18 protein-coding genes are annotated in these 16,379 nt (G+C 74.7%); 3 read left to right on the top strand and 15 right to left on the bottom strand.

All coding sequences use genetic code 11. The annotated features are described in order from the left end of the window. Window positions 1-25: 25 nt before the first annotated feature. Window positions 26-961 (bottom strand): LysR family transcriptional regulator ArgP, encoded by a 936-nt coding sequence (locus FMM08_RS18915; protein WP_147927957.1) that lies wholly within the window; start codon window positions 959-961, stop codon window positions 26-28. Between the two features lie 83 nt (window positions 962-1,044). Between FMM08_RS18915 and FMM08_RS18910 the strand changes: the two genes are divergently transcribed. Then, complete coding sequence (locus FMM08_RS18910) at window positions 1,045-1,668, top strand: LysE/ArgO family amino acid transporter (protein WP_147928048.1); 624 nt, start codon at window positions 1,045-1,047, stop codon at window positions 1,666-1,668. Between the two features lie 21 nt (window positions 1,669-1,689). Here FMM08_RS18910 and FMM08_RS18905 read toward each other — a convergent pair whose 3' ends face one another. The 5 genes from FMM08_RS18905 to FMM08_RS18885 form a co-directional block, all read right to left on the bottom strand. Further along, window positions 1,690-2,145, bottom strand: a complete 456-nt coding sequence (locus FMM08_RS18905) for a diadenosine tetraphosphate hydrolase (protein ID WP_147927956.1) — start codon at window positions 2,143-2,145, stop codon at window positions 1,690-1,692. Between the two features lie 42 nt (window positions 2,146-2,187). Then, window positions 2,188-3,210, bottom strand: coding sequence for a FecCD family ABC transporter permease (locus FMM08_RS18900; protein WP_147927955.1), 1,023 nt, complete (start codon window positions 3,208-3,210; stop codon window positions 2,188-2,190). Beyond that, the gene (locus FMM08_RS18895; protein ID WP_187279863.1) at window positions 3,207-4,277 is read right to left on the bottom strand and encodes a FecCD family ABC transporter permease; all 1,071 of its coding nucleotides are present in this window, start codon (window positions 4,275-4,277) and stop codon (window positions 3,207-3,209) included. The genes FMM08_RS18900 and FMM08_RS18895 overlap by 4 nt, the downstream gene beginning before the upstream one ends. Next, entirely contained in the window at window positions 4,277-5,236 is a 960-nt protein-coding gene (locus FMM08_RS18890) for an ABC transporter substrate-binding protein (protein ID WP_187279862.1), read from the bottom strand. The genes FMM08_RS18895 and FMM08_RS18890 overlap by 1 nt, the downstream gene beginning before the upstream one ends. Window positions 5,237-5,308: 72 nt before the next feature. Then, window positions 5,309-6,094, bottom strand: a complete 786-nt coding sequence (locus FMM08_RS18885) for a metallophosphoesterase family protein (protein ID WP_147927954.1) — start codon at window positions 6,092-6,094, stop codon at window positions 5,309-5,311. 261 nt (window positions 6,095-6,355) lie between these two features. On the opposite strand from FMM08_RS18885, the gene FMM08_RS18880 reads away from it, so the two are divergent. Then, on the top strand, window positions 6,356-6,538 hold the full coding sequence (locus FMM08_RS18880; RefSeq protein ID WP_147927953.1) for a hypothetical protein: 183 nt from the start codon (window positions 6,356-6,358) through the stop codon (window positions 6,536-6,538). A 56-nt stretch (window positions 6,539-6,594) separates the two neighbouring features. Here FMM08_RS18880 and FMM08_RS18875 read toward each other — a convergent pair whose 3' ends face one another. From FMM08_RS18875 to FMM08_RS18865, 3 genes are all read right to left on the bottom strand, one after another. Further along, window positions 6,595-8,538, bottom strand: a complete 1,944-nt coding sequence (locus tag FMM08_RS18875) for a hypothetical protein (protein WP_147927952.1) — start codon at window positions 8,536-8,538, stop codon at window positions 6,595-6,597. Between the two features lie 295 nt (window positions 8,539-8,833). Beyond that, window positions 8,834-9,217, bottom strand: coding sequence for a VOC family protein (locus tag FMM08_RS18870; RefSeq protein WP_147927951.1), 384 nt, complete (start codon window positions 9,215-9,217; stop codon window positions 8,834-8,836). Window positions 9,218-9,378: 161 nt separating this feature from the next. Continuing rightward, window positions 9,379-9,834 (bottom strand): SRPBCC family protein, encoded by a 456-nt coding sequence (locus FMM08_RS18865; protein ID WP_147927950.1) that lies wholly within the window; start codon window positions 9,832-9,834, stop codon window positions 9,379-9,381. A gap of 108 nt (window positions 9,835-9,942) precedes the next feature. On the opposite strand from FMM08_RS18865, the gene FMM08_RS18860 reads away from it, so the two are divergent. Next, window positions 9,943-10,470: a hypothetical protein gene (locus tag FMM08_RS18860; protein WP_147927949.1), complete on the top strand. Its 528-nt coding sequence runs from the start codon at window positions 9,943-9,945 to the stop codon at window positions 10,468-10,470. A gap of 3 nt (window positions 10,471-10,473) precedes the next feature. On the opposite strand, the gene FMM08_RS18855 is transcribed toward FMM08_RS18860, so the two are convergent. From FMM08_RS18855 to FMM08_RS18830, 6 genes are all read right to left on the bottom strand, one after another. Further along, window positions 10,474-11,349, bottom strand: a complete 876-nt coding sequence (locus FMM08_RS18855) for an oxidoreductase (RefSeq protein WP_147927948.1) — start codon at window positions 11,347-11,349, stop codon at window positions 10,474-10,476. A gap of 30 nt (window positions 11,350-11,379) precedes the next feature. After that, complete coding sequence (locus tag FMM08_RS18850) at window positions 11,380-11,916, bottom strand: AAA family ATPase (RefSeq protein ID WP_147927947.1); 537 nt, start codon at window positions 11,914-11,916, stop codon at window positions 11,380-11,382. After that, on the bottom strand, window positions 11,913-12,662 hold the full coding sequence (locus tag FMM08_RS18845) for a methyltransferase domain-containing protein (protein WP_222710957.1): 750 nt from the start codon (window positions 12,660-12,662) through the stop codon (window positions 11,913-11,915). Before FMM08_RS18845 ends, FMM08_RS18850 begins: the two co-directional genes overlap by 4 nt. Before the next feature lie 200 nt (window positions 12,663-12,862). Then, window positions 12,863-13,222, bottom strand: coding sequence for a cupin domain-containing protein (locus tag FMM08_RS18840; RefSeq protein WP_147927946.1), 360 nt, complete (start codon window positions 13,220-13,222; stop codon window positions 12,863-12,865). Further along, window positions 13,219-14,673, bottom strand: coding sequence for an NAD(P)/FAD-dependent oxidoreductase (locus tag FMM08_RS18835; protein ID WP_147927945.1), 1,455 nt, complete (start codon window positions 14,671-14,673; stop codon window positions 13,219-13,221). The genes FMM08_RS18840 and FMM08_RS18835 overlap by 4 nt, the downstream gene beginning before the upstream one ends. A gap of 107 nt (window positions 14,674-14,780) precedes the next feature. Beyond that, window positions 14,781-16,163 (bottom strand): aspartate aminotransferase family protein, encoded by a 1,383-nt coding sequence (locus tag FMM08_RS18830; protein ID WP_147927944.1) that lies wholly within the window; start codon window positions 16,161-16,163, stop codon window positions 14,781-14,783. Between the last annotated feature and the right edge of the window lie 216 nt (window positions 16,164-16,379).

The following is a 16,379-nucleotide window of genomic DNA, read 5'->3' as shown; positions in this document are numbered from 1 at the left end:
AGTTGGCGTACGCAACCCCCCATGATCACGAGGGGGGGACGAGGGCGCTGCGCGCGGCGGAGGTGAGCGCTGCCGCCACCGCGTCGAGAGCCGGGCTGCGCAGCTTCCACTGCTGCCAGTACAGCGGCACGTCCACCGGCGCGTCGTCGAGCAGCACCAGGCGCCCGGCCTCCAGGTCGGCGGTCGCGTGCACCTGCGGCAGCAGCGCCCACCCCCAGCCCAGCCGCACCGCCTCGGAGAAGTCCACGGACGCCGGGACGTGGTGGCGCGGCGGGTCGAGCCGCTCCTCTGCGCCGGAATGGTCGGAGAGCCACGCGTCCTGCAGCTCGTCGTCGCGGTCGAAGACGACGACGGGCGCCCGCCCCAGCGCCGCCGCCGTCACACCTCCGGCGAACCACCGGTCTGCCACCTCGGGAGTCGCCACCGCCAGGTAGCGGAGCGCCCCCAGCGGCTGCACCGAGCACCCGGGCACCACCTCGGCGTCGGAGGTGATGGCGCCCACCACGGACCCGTCGCGCAGCAGTCGCGCGGTGTACGACTGGTCCTCGCGTCGCAGGTCCAGGCAGACCTCCGCCTCGGGACCAGCGAGGTGGGCGAGGGCGGGCAGCACCCACGTGGCGAGGGAGTCGGCGTTCACCGCAATGGGGAGCACCGGCGGCCGCACCCACCTCCCGTCAGCCGCAGACGCGCCGCCGTCGTCGTCAGGCGCCCCGAGGGCAGCGGACGCATCGGCGACCAGCAGCGACACCTGCCGCGCCAGCTGCAGCACCCGCTCCCCCGACGCCGTCGGGCGCACGGGCCGAGAGCGCACGAGCAGCACCCGGCCGGTGGCGGACTCCAGCGCCCGCAGCCGCTGGCTCACCGCGGAGGTGGTGATGTGCAGCTGGCGCGCTCCCGCCTCGAGCGTGCCGGCGTCGACGACGGCGGCCAGGGCCCGCAGCTGCCCGAGGTCGAGGTCCATGACTCGACGTTAAGCGCTGCTTCACCTCGTGCAGCAGATGTCGATCGACTTCACCCGAGGCCGCACCTAGCGTCACCTGCGTGATCGACGCGCACCTCCTCGCTGCGGCCTCCGGGCTCGGCCTCGGCCTGTCCCTCATCGTGGCCATCGGCGCCCAGAACGCCTTCGTGCTGCGCCAGGGCCTGCGCGGGGAGCACGTGCTGGCCGTCGTCGCGGTGTGCGCCCTGTCGGACCTCGTGCTCATCGTCGCGGGGGTCGCTGGCGCGGGGGCGGCGCTGGAGGCCTGGCCCCCGGCGCTGGTGGTCGTCAGGGTGGCCGGGGCGCTGTTCCTGAGCGGATACGCGCTGCTCGCGGCCCGCCGCGCCCTGCGCCCGTCGGACAGCGCTGCGCTGCGCACGGAGACCAGCGGCACGGGCACCGCCCTGACCTCCGCGCTCGCCACGTGCCTGGCGCTGACGTGGCTCAACCCCCACGTCTACCTCGACACGGTGGTGCTCCTCGGCTCCGTCGCCAGCACCCACGGGGACGAGCGCTGGTGGTTCGCCGCCGGCGCCGGTGCCGGCAGCGTGGTCTGGTTCACCGCCCTCGGCTTCGGCGCCCGCCTGCTGCGGCCGCTGTTCGCCAGGCCCGTCGCGTGGCGGGTGCTGGACGGGGTGATCGCCGTGGTCATGGCCGCGCTGGCCGTCACCCTGCTCCTCGGCCTCTGACGCGCAGGACGACGACAGCGGTCAGAGCCGGTCCGCGATCGCCTGCCGGAGTGCGTCGTGCTGGGGGCCGAGGGCGGTGGCCGGGTCGTGCCAGCGCTCCAGGGGGTGGATCCACACCGGGCGCCGGACCACGTCGTCCGGCTCCCAGTCGTAGCGGGGCCAGACGTGGGTGTGCAGGAACGGGCTCGCGTTCCCGAGGATCTCGATGTTGACGCGCCGGAACGCCGGGTCGGCCGCCGCGCACGCGCCCTCCACCGCTGCGGCCAAGGCCGCCGCGCTGTCCAGGTAGTCGCGCCGCGCACCGACGTCCAGGTCGGACAGCCTCGTGGCGGTCGGGTCATCGGTGAGCAGCACGCAGTAGCCGGGCAGGAACTGCGCGTCGCCCATGGCGGCGAAGGCCCCGGGCAGCCGCGCGAAGACCCTGGGGTTCTCGCCCCTCAGCGCTGATCCGACCCGGTCCTCGCGCCAGCCCTCCACGCGTCGATCCAACCAGCGCCGGCCGCCGCAGCCGCCACCTGGTCAGCGCCGCCGCACCTCGCGGGCCACGAGGTGCACGAGGTAGGCGCCGCCGAGGGAGACCGTCACCACGCCGGCAGGCAGCGGCACCGGCAGCAGGTGCTGGGCCACCACGTCGGAGGCGAGCAGCAGCAGTGACCCCACCGCCCCGGACAGCAGCAGCGGCTGGTGGGGCGTGCGCGCCAGCCGTCGCGCGACGTGCGGCGAGACCAGCGCCACGAACGCCACCGGCCCGACCACGGCGGTGGCCACGCACACGAGCAGCACGCCGAGCACCAGCGCCACCGCCCGCACGCGCGCCACGCGCACGCCGGTGGCGGCGGCCACGTCGTCGCCGAGGTCCAGCTGCCGCAGCGATCGAGCCAGCGCCAGCGCCCCCAGCACCAGCACCGCCACGAGCACCCCGGCGGGCAGGGCCTGCACCGCGGTGACGCCGTTGAGCGACCCAGCGCCCCACGCGGAGGCGAACATCGCCACGTCGAGCTCCACCTGCAGCAGCAGCCACGTGTTCACCGACGCCAGCAGCGCCGAGACCCCGATGCCGACCACCACCAGTCGCAGCCCGCCGACCGCTCCCCCGCTGGCCAGCAGCCACACCGCCAGCGCCGCGGCCAGCCCGCCGGCCACCGCGCTCGCCGTGAGCACCGTCCAGCTCCCGGCTCCGAGCACGAGCGCCACGAGCACGCCGGTGAACGCCCCGTGCGCGAGCCCGACCACGTCGGGGCTGGCCAGCGGGTTGCGCGTCACGGTCTGGAACAGCGCCCCCGACACGGCCAGCCCGAACCCGAGCACCACCGCCGCCAGCGCCCGCGGCAGCCTCCACTGCACCACCACCACGTGCCCGAGGCCGTCACCCGCCAGCGCCCGCAGGACCTCCCCCGGGGTGAGCCGGAACTGCCCCAGCCCCAGGCTCGCCACCACCAGGACCAGGACGACGACGACGAGCGCCGCGCCCACCGCCGCCTCCCGCGAGCGCCGGCGCCGAGGCCGGACCGCGGCAGCGACACGCCCAGCGAGAGCGGTCACCGGGTGCTCCGCCGCACGACGGCGATGAGCAGCGGTGCGCCGACCACTCCGATCACCACGCCCACCGGCACCTCGGCGGGGGTGATGACCACGCGGCCGAGCACGTCGGACAGGAGCACGAGCACCGGTCCGAGCAGCAGGCACGTCGGCAGGAGCCGGCCGAGCGCCGGACCCACGAGCCACCGGGCCACGCGCGGCGCCACGAGCCCGACGAACACCAGCGGCCCGGCCACCGCGGTGGCAGCACCGGCGAGCAGCGTCACCGCGGCCACGACGGCCAGGCGCAGGGGCGCGACCCGCACCCCCTGGGAGCGTGCGAGGTCGTCGCCGAGGGAGAGCGCGTCGAGCCCGCGAGCGCACACGGCGGCGACCACCAGGCCCGCGACCACGAACGGCAGCGCCGGCCCCAGCACGTCCCAGCCGCGGCCGAGCACGGAGCCGGCGTGCCAGCTGCGCATCGCGTCGAAGGCGTCGGGGTCGCTGAGCACGAGCCCGGTCGTGATGCCGGACAGCGCCGCTCCGAGCGCCACCCCCGCGAGCACCAGCCGCAGCGGGTCTCCTCCTCGGCTCCCACGGCCGGCGCCACCTGCCGACCCCACGCCGCCGACCACCACCACCGCCGTGCTGAGCACCAGCGCTCCCGCGAGGGCGAGCCACAGCACCGACCACGGGTCGTGCAGGCCGAGCAGCGCCACCCCGAGCGCGACGGCGAACGCGGCGCCCGCGTTGACGCCCAGCAGCCCCGGGTCGGCCAGGGGGTTGCGCGTGAGGGCCTGCACGAGCGCGCCGGCCACCGCGAGCGCGGCGCCGGCGAGCACGGCGGCGGCCGTCCGGGGCAGCCGCAGCCCCATGACGTACTGAGCGTCCGCGCCGCCCCGCCCGGCCAGCGCGTCCAGCACCACCGCCGGCGCCAGCGGCTTGGCGCCCACCGCCAGCGACAGCACCACGGCAGCTCCCAGCGCGGCGAGCCCCGCCAGCAGGACCACGAGCAGCGGCGCACGTCGTCGTCGTCCGCGGTCAGCCCCGGGCGACGACGGCGCAGCGGCCTCCGACGAGCGGACGGGCATCAGGAGCCGGCGCTGAGGATCCTGTCGAGGTCGTCGAGGACCTTCTGGCCCCCCAGCGGCCCCACACCGGAGATCCACCAGCTGGTGTCGACGGGCACCACGCGCGGGAAGTCCGCGGCGTTCGCGGTGATGGCCGCGGGGATGGCGGCCGGGTCGGCCGGGTCAGAGGCGGTGACCAGCACGAGGTCGGCCTTCGCCTGGGTGATCTGCTCCGGGGAGATGTCCGTCTGGATGGTCTGCGCCCACTCGCGCTGCGGGATCGTCAGCCCGACGCACTCGATGGTGCTGCCCGCGAAGGAGGTCGGGCTGTAGAGGCTGAGCGTGGTCTCGTCACGCGGGCGGACGAGCTGCGCGGTCATGCCGTCGGTGGGGTGCGCGGCGCGGACCTGCTCGCAGCGGTCGGTGTACTCCGCCAGCGCAGCGGTGGCGGCGTCCGGCTCGCCCAGGGCCTCGCCGACCAGACGGACGCTGTCCTGCCAGGGGTCGGTCTGGGACTTCTGGAAGACGGTCGGGGCGATCTGCGACAGCTGGTCGTACAGCTTCGAGTGCCGCGCCTCGGTGCCGAGGATGAGGTCCGGCGCGAGCGCGGCGATGGCCTCGAGGTCGGGCTCGCTCACGGTGCCGACGGGCTCCACGCGGCCTCCGACGCCCAGGTAGGCGGGCACACCGGCGGTGGCGCTGACGACGGCCGCGCCGACGGGCACCACGTCGAGCGCCACGGCGGTGTCGAGCTGCACGGGCTCGAGCACCACGACGCGCTGCGGGTGGTCGGGCACCTCGGTGGTGCCGCGGGCGTGCGTCACGGCACGGACGCCGGACTCGCTCACGGCAGGTGCGGCCTCGGATGCCGACCCGGCGCTCGACGAGCTGGCACCTGCGGCAGAGCAGCCCGCCAGGAGGGTCGCGGAGAGGAGCGCGGCCGCGAGGGCAGCCGGGCGGAGGAGGGCAGGGGTGGTCACAGCAGTCTCCCAGGAGTTAGGTGAGGCACGCCTAACCTAGGGGTGATCCACGATCGACCGCAAAGCGCCCCGTCAGCGCTCCACGGGAGGGGTTCGCAGGCCTCGCTCCACGTGCAGCGAGCGGTAGACCCCGGTGCGCAGCTCCACCTCGTACTCGAGCGCCAGGGGCATCGCCAGGTCGCGTGCGACCGCCACCTCGGCGTCGACGTCGTACGGCACCCGCACGAACTGGTAGGCGAAGGGCGCGGCCTCCGCGGAGCCCAGCTCGCCCTCCAGCAGGAGGTAGCTGAGCTGCGGGTCCTCGTCGAGGGGGTTGCCCGCCGAGCCGCAGTTGATGAGCGTCCGCCCGTCGATGACCTCGCTGTACGCGTGGTGGAGGTCGCCGTAGACGGCGACGTCGGGGGTGGGGCTCGGTCCGTCGCGCTCGGTCAGCGGCGTGGCCGCGAAGAAGGAGTCGAACTCCTCCTTGCTGTGGTGCCGCCAGATCCGCGTGAACGGGCTGTCGGTGGAGGCGTGCACGAACCGCACCTGCCGCCCCGACAGCAGCAGGTGGTGAGCGACGGGCAGGGAGCGCATCCAGGCGCGGTCGTCGTCGGTCAGCTCCGCGCGCCACCACTGCATGCCGGGGTGCGTCATGCGGCGGGACAGGTCCGAGAGCACGACCTCCCAGTTGCCCATCACCGTCACCGAACAGCGCTCCCGCGTGAGCGCCACGCACTCCGAGCCGCGCGGCCCCTTGCCGGCGACGTCACCGAGGTTGAGGACGACGTCGGCGCCGCGGCGCTCGGCGTCCTCGAGCACCGCGCGGTAGGCGGTGAGGTTGCCGTGGACGTCCGAGACGACGGCGATGCGCACCACGCCCCCACCTTCTCGCACGCCCCGCGGCGCTGCCGCCCCGGCTCGAGCTCTACGCCGCCGACGGCGCCGACGCCGGCACTGAGCACGCGACGCGCGAGCAGCGCGCCCTCACCTTCCTGGCCGGCACCGAGTGCCGCGTCCCGGCCGTTCTGACCTTCGAGCCCGACCCGTCGGTCAAGGGGGCGGCCGTACCTCCTCGTGGAGGTCGTCCCCGGTCGCTCGCTCTGGTCCGCTTGCGCGTCAGCTGAGGACGACGGTGAGGTGCGGGTCCTCGACGGGGGCTGGCAGGTCGGCGACGCCCGCTTCGACGTGGCGTGGACCTGCACGCTCCTCGAGCGCAGCGGCTACGACGCCCCGAGCTCGGCCTCCAGCGACGAGCACGGCCGCCAGGGTGGTGCGCCGCTGCGCGCCCTCACCGGGCTCGACGTGCCGCTGACCCCGTGAACGGGGGGGCACCTCCCCGACCAGGGCGCGGTGCCCCCCCCCCCCCCGCTCCGGTGTCAGCGGTTCGAGACGTCCCGCACGTCAGCGAGGATCCAGCCCCCGCTGCTGGTGGGGGGCGCGGTGGCGGACACCGGGCTGTTGGCGCTGCTCGTCACGCCACCGCCGCTCAGCCCGGGCACCGCCAGGGGCGTGAAGCGCATGCTCAGGCTGGAGAGCGACACCGAGCCCCCGTAGACCGACCCGCGCAGAGGGGTGGTCGCGGCCCCGACGGGGTTGGAGCCGCTCACCGCGCAGGGGGTGTAGAGGAACCAGCGCACGTCCTTGAGGTTGCGCAGGCCCGAGGGCACGAGCGAACCCGTCCCGGAGCAGGAGGGGAACGCGGAGGCGCTCACCGCGGGGCTGTCCGAGGGGACGATCCAGTAGAGGTCTCGGTCGTGACCGGCCGCGGAGCTCGCGATGCCGCTCGCGTTCTGGTTGGTGATGCCGGCGTCGGAGATGACCGCCAGGTCGTTGAGCAGGGTCAGCGTGTCCGACCCCCGCAGCAGGGCCTTGTTGCCGCCGTCCAGCTGCAGGGGCTGGGAGCAGTCGCGGACCACCACGGCCAGCGGCGCAGCGGCCCACGCCGCGCCTTCCGCGGTGGCGGGCTGCACGGCGCGCGCCAGGTGGTCGAAAGCGGCGGTGCACGAGCCGGCGCCGGAGAAGACCTCGACCTGCCAACCGGCAGCTCGCCAGGCGTCCAGGGGGTCGCGGCCGCCGACGGGGCGCGAGGGCAGCGTCGGGAACGCCAGTCGCGGCGGGGCCGCCACTGCGGTGGGCAGGGCGGTGGTGGGGACGCCTGCGGGGTTGTGCGGTCGCTCGGGGAGCACGGGAGCGCTGGTGGCGGGAGCGTTCGCGCCGCACGCAGCGCCGGTGCGGCTGGCGGGCGGGGAGGTGGTGCCGCGCACGGTCACCCGGCTGGAGATGCAGCCCGCAGCGACTGCGTCACCACCCACCACGGCGCCCGGGTTCTGCGGGTCGGGCAGGGACCCCCGCGTGGACACGGCGTCCATCCCGACCGAGCCCTGGTCGAGCAAGATGCCGAGGGCGCCGTAGGTGCTGCCACCGACGGCAGGTCGGTTGGTCATGGTGATGGTGCTGGCGGTGGACAGCACGCTGCCGCCCACCGAGGCGTCGCTGACGCGCACGGCGCCGTTGGTGTAGACGTTCCCGCCGACCCTCGCGGAGCTGTTCGTGAGGCGGACGGCCGGTGCGCCGGCGTCCGTGCTGGTCGACGCGGCGAAGACGTCGCCGCGCACGGTGGCGTCCTGCACCGCGACCCGCCCCGCTGACCAGACGGCGGACACCGTGCAGCGGTTGGGCAGGGTGATGTCGCTCTGCGACAGGACGGTCCCCTCCACGGAGGCGCTGCTCAGGCAGGAGACGCCACCGGAGTCTGCGTAGACGTCACCGTCCTCGGCGCCCGGGGCGCTCGCGGCGACCTCCAGGAGGTTCTGCGCGGTGACCCCGCGCTGGCCGAAGAGCGCCAGGGCGGTGGTGCCGGCTCCTCCAGCGCCTCCTGACGACGCCGCCGGCGGCGCCCCGGCCGCTGGCGCGGTGAGCACCGCCTGCAGCCGACGGACGTCTCCCGCGGTGACCCCCTGGCTGCCGCCGGTGGCGGCGCGTCCGGTGGACACGAGCAGCGCCGCACCGGCACCGACGCCGCCCAGCGCACCTGCGGGCGCGGGGCACGCCGGTGCACCGGCGACGCCCGCGCCGTAGGCCACCTGCACGCTGAAGACCGGCGGTGCGGAGGACGAGTAGGTGCAGAGCAGGGGGCCGCCCACCGGGGCCGCCACGATCGCGGCCTGCGCTGCGGCGAGGCCGGCCTCGGCGGCGGCCTGCGACTGCACCGATGCGCGCAAGCTCGTGGCGCTGCCGATCGAGCTCAGGGAGGTGGCGGTCACTCCAGCGACGAGCAGCGCGCCCACCACCACCAGGGCGACGACGACGGGCAGCGCCATCCCGGAGTCGCCGCGCGCGGGCGCCCAGCGCTCGGAGCGCCGCGGGCAGCGTCGACGGGCTGCAGCGACGGGGGAAGGGTGACGGAGGTGGCGCGCCACGACTTCGACGAAGGACGCGCGGGGGAAGGGGGTCACAGGTGCTGACCGCTCCTCGGGAGAAGCGCGCACCCAGGGGTTGCAGGTCGGCGCGACGTCGACGACGTCAGTCGGCGACGAGAGCACTTCGGCATGTGGGGCCCAGGACTTGAGCCTCCCGTCCGTCGGCGCTCCCCGACCGGCTGAGGACGAGGCGCGGCTACCTCCGGGAGACGCCCGCCTCGTCGGCGTTCGTGGTGAGCACGCAGAACTCGTTGCCCTCGGGGTCGGCGAGCACCGCCCACCCGGCGTCGGGAGTGCGGAGGTCGTCGAGGAGGGTCGCCCCCAGACCCAGGAGGCGGTCGACCTCCTCGTCGCGGCTGCGGTCGACGGGACGCAGGCACAGGTGCATGCGGTTCTTCACCGTCTTCGGCTCGGGCACCCGCAAGAAGATGAGGCTCCGCCCGGCCGGACCCACGAGGCCGGCTTCGTCGTCACCGCCGTCCTCGTCAGGCTCGTAGTCGTCGAGCACCTGGGCCCACCAGGCCACCTGGGCCTGCGGGTCGCGGGAGTCGATGCAGGAGTTCGCCGTGCGGGAGACCACAGGAGGCATGCTGGCACCGCCGGGACCGACAGGCGCCCCGGGCGCCTCCGCTGGTGGTCGACTCGGTGTTCGCCTCCCGCACGGAGGTCGACGCCTCCTGGGACCACCGGACCCGGCTCGAGGTGGCACCCGACCGGTGGTGACCAGCGGCCGCGGCCGGTTCAGCCGCGCGGGTCGGCCTCGGCGAGCTGCTTGACGCGTGTCAGCGCGTCGTCCCAGGCGCCGACCATGGCGTCGTAGTGCTCCTCCCCCACGGGCGCTGACACGGCGAGGTGCGTGCCGGCGTCCACCGCCTCCAGGCGGTAGGACTCGTGGGTCCCGCGGTACTCGCGGGCGGCGTCGCTGTCGGTGTCGACACGGCCCTGCGAGACGAAGCCGTCGTACTCGACGTCGAGCAGCTCGTGAGGGCGGCCCACGACGATGCGACCGAGCATGCCGCCGCCCTCGGGACCGAGGAAGCGGACGGTGCTGCCCTCCCGCCAGTCGGTGTCGGCGTAGGAGCCCTCCGCGAAGACGGAGGTCCACTCCCGGTAGGTGGCGTCGCCGAACAGCACCTCCCACACGCGCTGCGGCGGGGCGGCGATGTCGATGGTCTTGTCGATCGGTCGGGCGGTCATGGCGGGTCTCCCTCGTCGTGCCGGTGGTGGTGGAGTGACCGCCCGACCCGCCAGGACTCATCGCGCCAGGGGGCAGACAGACCGGAACTGCAGTGCTCGACTCGCCGCATGCCCGCGCTGGCGTCCTTCGACGGGGCCGCACGCATCGCCGCGCTCGACGCGCAGCGCGCGGAGCCCGGGCTCGACTGGGCGCAGCTGGCGGACGAGCTGTGGGACCAGTCGCACGACCTCAACCTCGGGCTGGCTGACGACTGCCTGTGCTCCGGCGCTCTCGTGCGGACGGCGAGGCGCGGCACCATGACCTGCCAGTACGCGCTCGTGCTCCTGCGCTGGATCGGGCGCACCCCGGAGGAGTTCCTCGTCGGACCCGCCGTCGACGTCGGCACCACCGCTCTGCCGGTGGCGGGTCCGGGCCACCGTCTGCGCTTCGACCTGCCGCTCCTGCACGGGGCGCTCGACCAGCGTCGCCGCGAGCGCGGTCTGACGTGGACCGCCCTGGCGGAGGAGCTGAGATGCACTCCGTCGCGGCTGACCGACCTCCGGCGGGCGCGCCTGGCGGACGCGGAGCTGGTGCTGCGGGTCACGCAGTGGCTGGGCCGCCCCGCCGCGGCTTTCGTCGTCCTGGCGCGGTGGTGAGGGTCAGCGCTCGCGCTCGAGCTGTGCGACGTCCTCCGGTGACAGCCCGACCTCCGCCACCGCCACGTTCTCCTCCAGGTGCGCGAGGCTCGAGGTGCCGGGGATGAGCAGCACGTTGGGCCGGTGGGCCAGCAGCCAGGCCAGACCGACCTGCGCCGGGGTGGCGCCGGTGCGGGCGGCGACGGCGAGCACCGCGGGGTCCTCCACCACCTTCGGCGTGCCAGGGAAGGCCGAGCCGAGCGGGAAGTAGGGCACGTACGCGACACCCGCCTCGTGGCAGAGGTCCAGCACGTCGGCGTCGGACTGGTCCAGCAGGCTGAAGGCGTTCTGCACGCACACGATCCCGGCCTGGTCGACGGCCTGCTGGACCTGCGCGCGCGTGGCGGTGGAGATGCCGACGCCAGCGATCTTGCCCTCGTCGCGCAGCGCGACCATCTCGCCCAGCTGGTCCTCGAGCGCCACGGGCTGCTCGTCGTGCTCGTCGCCGTGCCCCTGACCGTCGTGCAGGCGCAGGTTCACCGCGCCGAGCTGCTCCACCCCCAGCGAGCGGAGGTTCTCCTCGACGGCCGAGCGCAGCTGCTCGGGTCGCTGCGCGGGCAGCCAGCCACCGTCGGCGTCGCGGGTCGCACCGACCTTGGAGACCAGCACGAGGTGGTCGGGGTACGGGTGCAGCGCCGCGCGGATGAGCTCGTTGGCGACGTCGGGCCCGTAGAACTGCGCGGTGTCGATGTGGTCGACGCCCAGCTCGACGGCCCGCCGCAGCACCGCGATCGCCGCGTCGCGGTCGCGCGGAGGACCCATGACGCCTGGACCGGGGAGCTGCATCGCCCCGAACCCGACGCGGTGCACCGACAGGTTGCCCAGAGCAAAGGTGTCCACGGGCGTCACGCTAGCCACGCCCCGCAGAGCTCACCCGTTGGAGGACGCCTCGACGTGCCGTCGCTCGACCTCTCGCACCAGGGTCGACACGCAGTCCTCGACGCCGCGCTCGCTGGTGTCGAGGACGACGTCGGGGGCGAGCCGCCGCAGCTCGTCCGGCCACCTCTCGTAGACGCCGGTGAGGAAGCCGAGCTCCTTCGAGAGGCCGCGGGTCGGGTCGGCCCGGGCGCGCTCGTAGGCGACGTCCAGCGTGGTCGTCACCCCGACCGTCAGCACGGCGGTGCCGGCGGGCGCCTGGCGGACGACGCTCGCCACCTCCGCCGCCGAGCCGCTCCCCTCGGCGACGACGCACGTGGTCCCCGAGCGGAGCCACAGACCCGTGACGGTCTCGAAGATCCGGTGCGCGACGTCCCAGCCGGGCAGCGTCGGCAGCGCCATCGCGGCGAGCGCGTCGAGCTCGACGACGGCGACGACCTCCCCCTGCGCGCGCAGCCGCTCCGCCAGAGCAGGCGCCAGGGTGCTCTTGCCCGAGGCCTGCGGACCCGCGATGACGACGAGGACGCTCACCCGTCGATCATCCTCGGCCGCAGCACCAGCACGCGGTCGGCTCCGCGCTGGAACCTGTAGTCGGTCGGCCTGAGCTCAGCGGTGACGGCCTCAGCGGCCAGCTGCTCGAGCAGCGCCCCCAGACCGGCGTGCTCTCCCCCTCCCCCGACGACGACGAGCGGGAACACGCGCACCTCGCGGCGCGCGACGCGCACGAGCTCCCGCAGGGCCGCGAGGTGGAAGGCGTCGTCGAGGCGGTCGGCGTAGGTGAAGAGCAGGTGGGAGCACAGCACCAGGTCGACGGCGCCGTCGGCGAACGGCAGCCGCGGCAGGGACGCCTGCACGTAGTGGTCCGGCTCCGACGAGGCGTGGGCCGCGAACGCGGCCGCGGCACGGAGGCGCTCGGCGAGGTGGTCCTCCGGGGTGGGGAAGAAGGTCCACGCGAAGTCGGCGGCGCGCTCGCGCGCCCAGGCCGAGCCGCGCTCCGCCTCGGCCGCCGCGTGCTCGCCGAGCGCCCGCAGCGCTCGACCGCGCTCCGCGGCGGGCCCTGCCGGTGGGTAGGTGGGGTCGACGGCGACGACGTCGACGCCGGCCCGGCGGGCCTCGGCCGTGAAGGAGGCCGCTCCGCCGGGGCAGTCGAGGACGCTGCCCGCGAGGTCGGCGTCGGCGAGGTCGAACATCGCGCGGTACTCGGCGAGGGACCGGGCGCTGACGAGCACGTCGCCGAAGCCGGACGAGCCCTGCTGGGGTGGTTCGGGTGTGGTCACGGGAGGTGCTCCGAGGTCGGACCGGCCTGGAGGACCGCACGCGTGCGTCCGTCAGCCGGTGGGGGCTGAGGGACTGCGAGGCGCTGGTGCGCTGCGGAGTGCCCGCCCTACGAGGGCGGCCACCACAGGCGGCGTGCAGCGCTGATCACGACGGCGACGCTACACCCGGCGCGGGCCGGGCCAGCCGCTGCCGGAGGAGGTCAGGGCAGCTGCAGGTAGAGCTTGCGCAGCGGCTCGTGCACGGTCCAGGTGGTGCGGTCACCGGCGTGCAGGTGCACCACGGATCCGGCAGCCAGCTCGAGCACCTCGTCGTCGTCCCCGTCGACCGCGACGGTGACGGTGGCGCGACCGGCCAGGACGACGAAGACCTCCTCGGCCTCCGTGTCGCGTGCTGAGCCCGGCGTCATCTCCCACAGACCCACCTCGACGCCCTCCGGTCCGGCGAGCTCGAGGTACCGCGCGGTGGGGGCGCCGGCGATGACCGCCTCTCCCGCCGGGAGCGGCTCGGGCAGGTCAGCGCTGAGCGCGTCGGCGCACAGCAGCCTGCGGGGCGCCCTCACGAGTCGAACCCCAGGCCGGCGGCGTCCAGCGCCTTGAGGAACAGGTTGCGCCGGCCCTGGTGGTGGTCGGCGCTGTCCAGGGAGGCCTTCGTCAGCGCCACCCCCACCGCCGTCGCCGGCTCCGGGGGGAACGGCAGCGGCTTGCGCCGCACCAGCTCCAGCTCGGTGCGCTCCGTCGGCACCCCGGCCAGCAGGTCCAGCAGCACCTCCGCGGCGAAGCGCGTGGCCCCCACCCCCAGACCGGTGAACCCGCGCGCGTAGGCCAGGTCACCCCTGCGCGCGGTGCCGTAGTAGGCGGCGAAGCGGGTGCAGGTGTCGATCGCCCCGGCCCAGCGGTGGCTGAAGCGCACGTCCTCCAGCTGCGGGAACATCGTGAAGAAGTGGCTGGCGAGGCGCTCGTAGGTCTCGGGACGGTCCTCGTAGCGCGAGTCGACGCGCCCGCCGGCGTGGTGGACCGCGTCGTACCCGCCGAAGAGCACCCGGTCGTCCGCGGACAGGCGGATGTAGTGGAACTGGTTGGCGAGGTCGGTCAGCCCCTGGCGGTTCTGCCACCCCACGGCCCGCTTCTGCTCCGCGGTCAGCGGCTCGGTCATGACCACGTAGTCGTAGACGGGCACGGTCATGAGGCGGTCACGCCGCAGCAGCGCGGGGAAGACGCCGGTGGCCAGCACCACCTGCCGCGCGGAGACCGCCGCGCGGGCGGTGCGGACCACCTGGGGGCCGCCCTTGCCCGAGCCCCCAGCGGGCTTGTCGATCCCGGTGACGGCGGAGTGCTCGAAGACGCGCACCCCCAGCTCGCGAGCTGCCCGGGCCAGCTCCCGGGCCAGGCGGGCGGGCTGGAGCAGGGCGACGTCGTCGCGGTCCCACCGCCCGGCCAGGAAGATCGGGGAGTCGATCTGCGCACGGGTCGCAGCGGCGTCCATCACCTCGTGCGCGGCCCCGTCCGCCTCTGCGGCCGGGGCCTCGGACAGCCACGGCACCTGGTGCGGCTCGACGGCCACAGCCAGGCTGCCCGTGCGCTCGAAGTGGCAGTCCAGGCCGAGCTCGTCCACGTCGCGGGCGAAGGCGTCGAGGTTCTCGCGCCCCAGCCTCTCCAGCTGGTCGTACTCGGCGGGCCAGCGGTTGCGCCCGTTCTCCTCGCCGTGGGTGGTGCTCGCCTCGCAGAAGCCGCCGTTGCGCCCCGAGGCCGCCCACCCGACGGTCTCGGCCTCCAGCACCACCACGCTGCGGCCGGGGTCGCGACGCTTCGCCAGCACCGCGGTCCACAGGCCCAGGTACCCACCACCGACCACCACCAGGTCGGCCGACGTGCTGGCCGTCAGCTGGTCGGCGGTGGGCGCGGGAGGTGCCTCGTCGAGCCAGAACACCCGCTGCTCGCTGCCCTCCAGGGCCTTGACCACCAGCGCGGGGTCCGGTGCGCTGCGCTCCCACACCGTCCGGGTCCTGCTCATGCGGCTGTCCCTCTCGTCGCGGGTCTCGTCGGGTCTCGTCGGGGGTCGCTCGGCCAGTGTCGTCCCTCGGTGGGCCGACGACGACGTGCGCGCGGTTCCTGCCGGCCTCAGGCGAGGTGCAGGTGCTCCTCGACCGCGGTCAGCGCGGCGTCCAGCGCGGTCAGCCCCTCACGGGCCTCGTCGTCGGTGGTCGTGCACGGCGGCACGACGTGCAAGCGGTGGTAGTTGGTGAACGGCAGCACCCCGTTCGCCTTCAGGGCCTTCACCAGCACGCCCATCGCCTCGCTGGTGCCGCCGTAGGGCGCGATCGGCTCCCTGGTCTCGCGGTCGCTGACCAGGTCCAGGGCCCAGAAGACGCCCAGGCCGCGGACCTCGCCGATGACGGGGTGGCGCTCGGCCAGCTCGCGCAGCCCAGGGCCGAGCACCTCGCGCCCGAGGCGGTCCGCGTTCTCGACGATGCCCTCGTCGTGCATCGCGGTGATCGTCGCCACGGCCGCCGCGCACGCCAGCGGGTGACCGGAGTACGTCAGGCCGCCGGGGAAGGGACGGTCGCGGAAGGTCGCGGCGATGGCGTCGCTGATGACGACCCCGCCCAGGGGCACGTACCCGGAGTTGACGCCCTTGGCGAAGGTGATCAGGTCGGGGACGACGTCGAAGTGCTCCACGGCGAACCAGCGCCCGGTGCGACCGAACCCGGCCATGACCTCGTCGGCGATGTAGACGATGCCGAACCTGTCGCACAGCTCGCGCACGCCCGCCAGGTAGCCCGGCGGCGGCGGCATGATCCCGGCGGTGCCCGGCACCGTCTCCAGCACCAGGGCGGCGATGGTGCCGGGGCCCTCGAAGGTGATGAGCTGCTCGAGGTGCGCCAGGGCGCGCTCGGTCTCCTCGGCCTCGGTGGTGGCGTGGAAGGCCGAGCGGTACAGGAACGGGCCGAAGAAGTGCACCGCGCCGGCGCTGCCGTAGTCGTTGGGCCAGCGGCGCGGGTCGCCGGTGAGGTTGACCGCGGTGGCGGTGCCGCCGTGGTAGCTGCGGTAGGCCGACAGCACCTTGTACCTGCCGGTGTGCAGCCGGGCCATGCGGACGGCGTGCTCGATGGCGTCAGCACCGCCGTTGGTGAAGAACACCGTGTCCAGCCCCTCGGGGGCGACCTCGGCGACGAGCTGGGCGGCGCGCGAGCGCGCGGCGTTGGCGTGCTGGGGGGCGATGGTGCACAGCCGCTGGGCCTGCTCCACGATGCCGGCGACCACTGCCGGGTGCTGGTGGCCGATGTTGGTGTTCACCAGCTGGGAGGACAGGTCCAGGTAGCGCTTCCCGTCGCCGTCCCAGACGTGGGAGCCCTCGGCTCTGGTGATGACCATCGGCTGCAGGGGGCCCTGGGCGGACCAGGAGTGGAAGACGTGCTCCCGGTCCAGGCGGTAGGTCTCCTCCGGGGAGAGCAGGTCACCGGTCGGGGTGGTGGAGCTGGTGGGGCTCTCGAGCAGGCTCATGGCGGTGTCCTCGTCTCAGGTGGTCGAGGGTGGCCAGCGCCCGTGATCACGAACGCGTCCCCGTGATCACGGGCGCTGGCCGGCCCAGCGGCGGGTCAGGCGTTGGTGGGGAAGCCCAGGTTCAGGCCCGCGTGGCTCGGGTCCAGCCAGCGGGAGGTGACGACCTTGCCGCGGGTGAAGAAGTGCACACCCTCGGTCCCGTGGGCGTGGGTGTCA

This window comes from Quadrisphaera setariae, assembly GCF_008041935.1.
GTDB classification, from domain to species: Bacteria; Actinomycetota; Actinomycetes; order Actinomycetales; family Quadrisphaeraceae; genus Quadrisphaera; species Quadrisphaera setariae.
This window is presented reverse-complemented; position numbering and strand designations above follow the sequence as displayed.

What these genes read in the sequence shown, in the direction of transcription:
- FMM08_RS18915 (WP_147927957.1), bottom strand. Translation starts at nt 961, where the DNA reads ATGGACCTCGACCTCGGGCAGCTGCGGGCCCTGGCCGCCGTCGTCGAC.
- FMM08_RS18895 (WP_187279863.1), bottom strand. Translation starts at nt 4,277, where the DNA reads ATGCCCGTCCGCTCGTCGGAGGCCGCTGCGCCGTCGTCGCCCGGGGCT.
- FMM08_RS18875 (WP_147927952.1), bottom strand. Translation starts at nt 8,538, where the DNA reads ATGGCGCTGCCCGTCGTCGTCGCCCTGGTGGTGGTGGGCGCGCTGCTC.
- FMM08_RS18865 (WP_147927950.1), bottom strand. Translation starts at nt 9,834, where the DNA reads ATGACCGCCCGACCGATCGACAAGACCATCGACATCGCCGCCCCGCCG.
- FMM08_RS18860 (WP_147927949.1), top strand. Translation starts at nt 9,943, where the DNA reads ATGCCCGCGCTGGCGTCCTTCGACGGGGCCGCACGCATCGCCGCGCTC.
- FMM08_RS18835 (WP_147927945.1), bottom strand. Translation starts at nt 14,673, where the DNA reads ATGAGCAGGACCCGGACGGTGTGGGAGCGCAGCGCACCGGACCCCGCG.
- FMM08_RS18830 (WP_147927944.1), bottom strand. Translation starts at nt 16,163, where the DNA reads ATGAGCCTGCTCGAGAGCCCCACCAGCTCCACCACCCCGACCGGTGAC.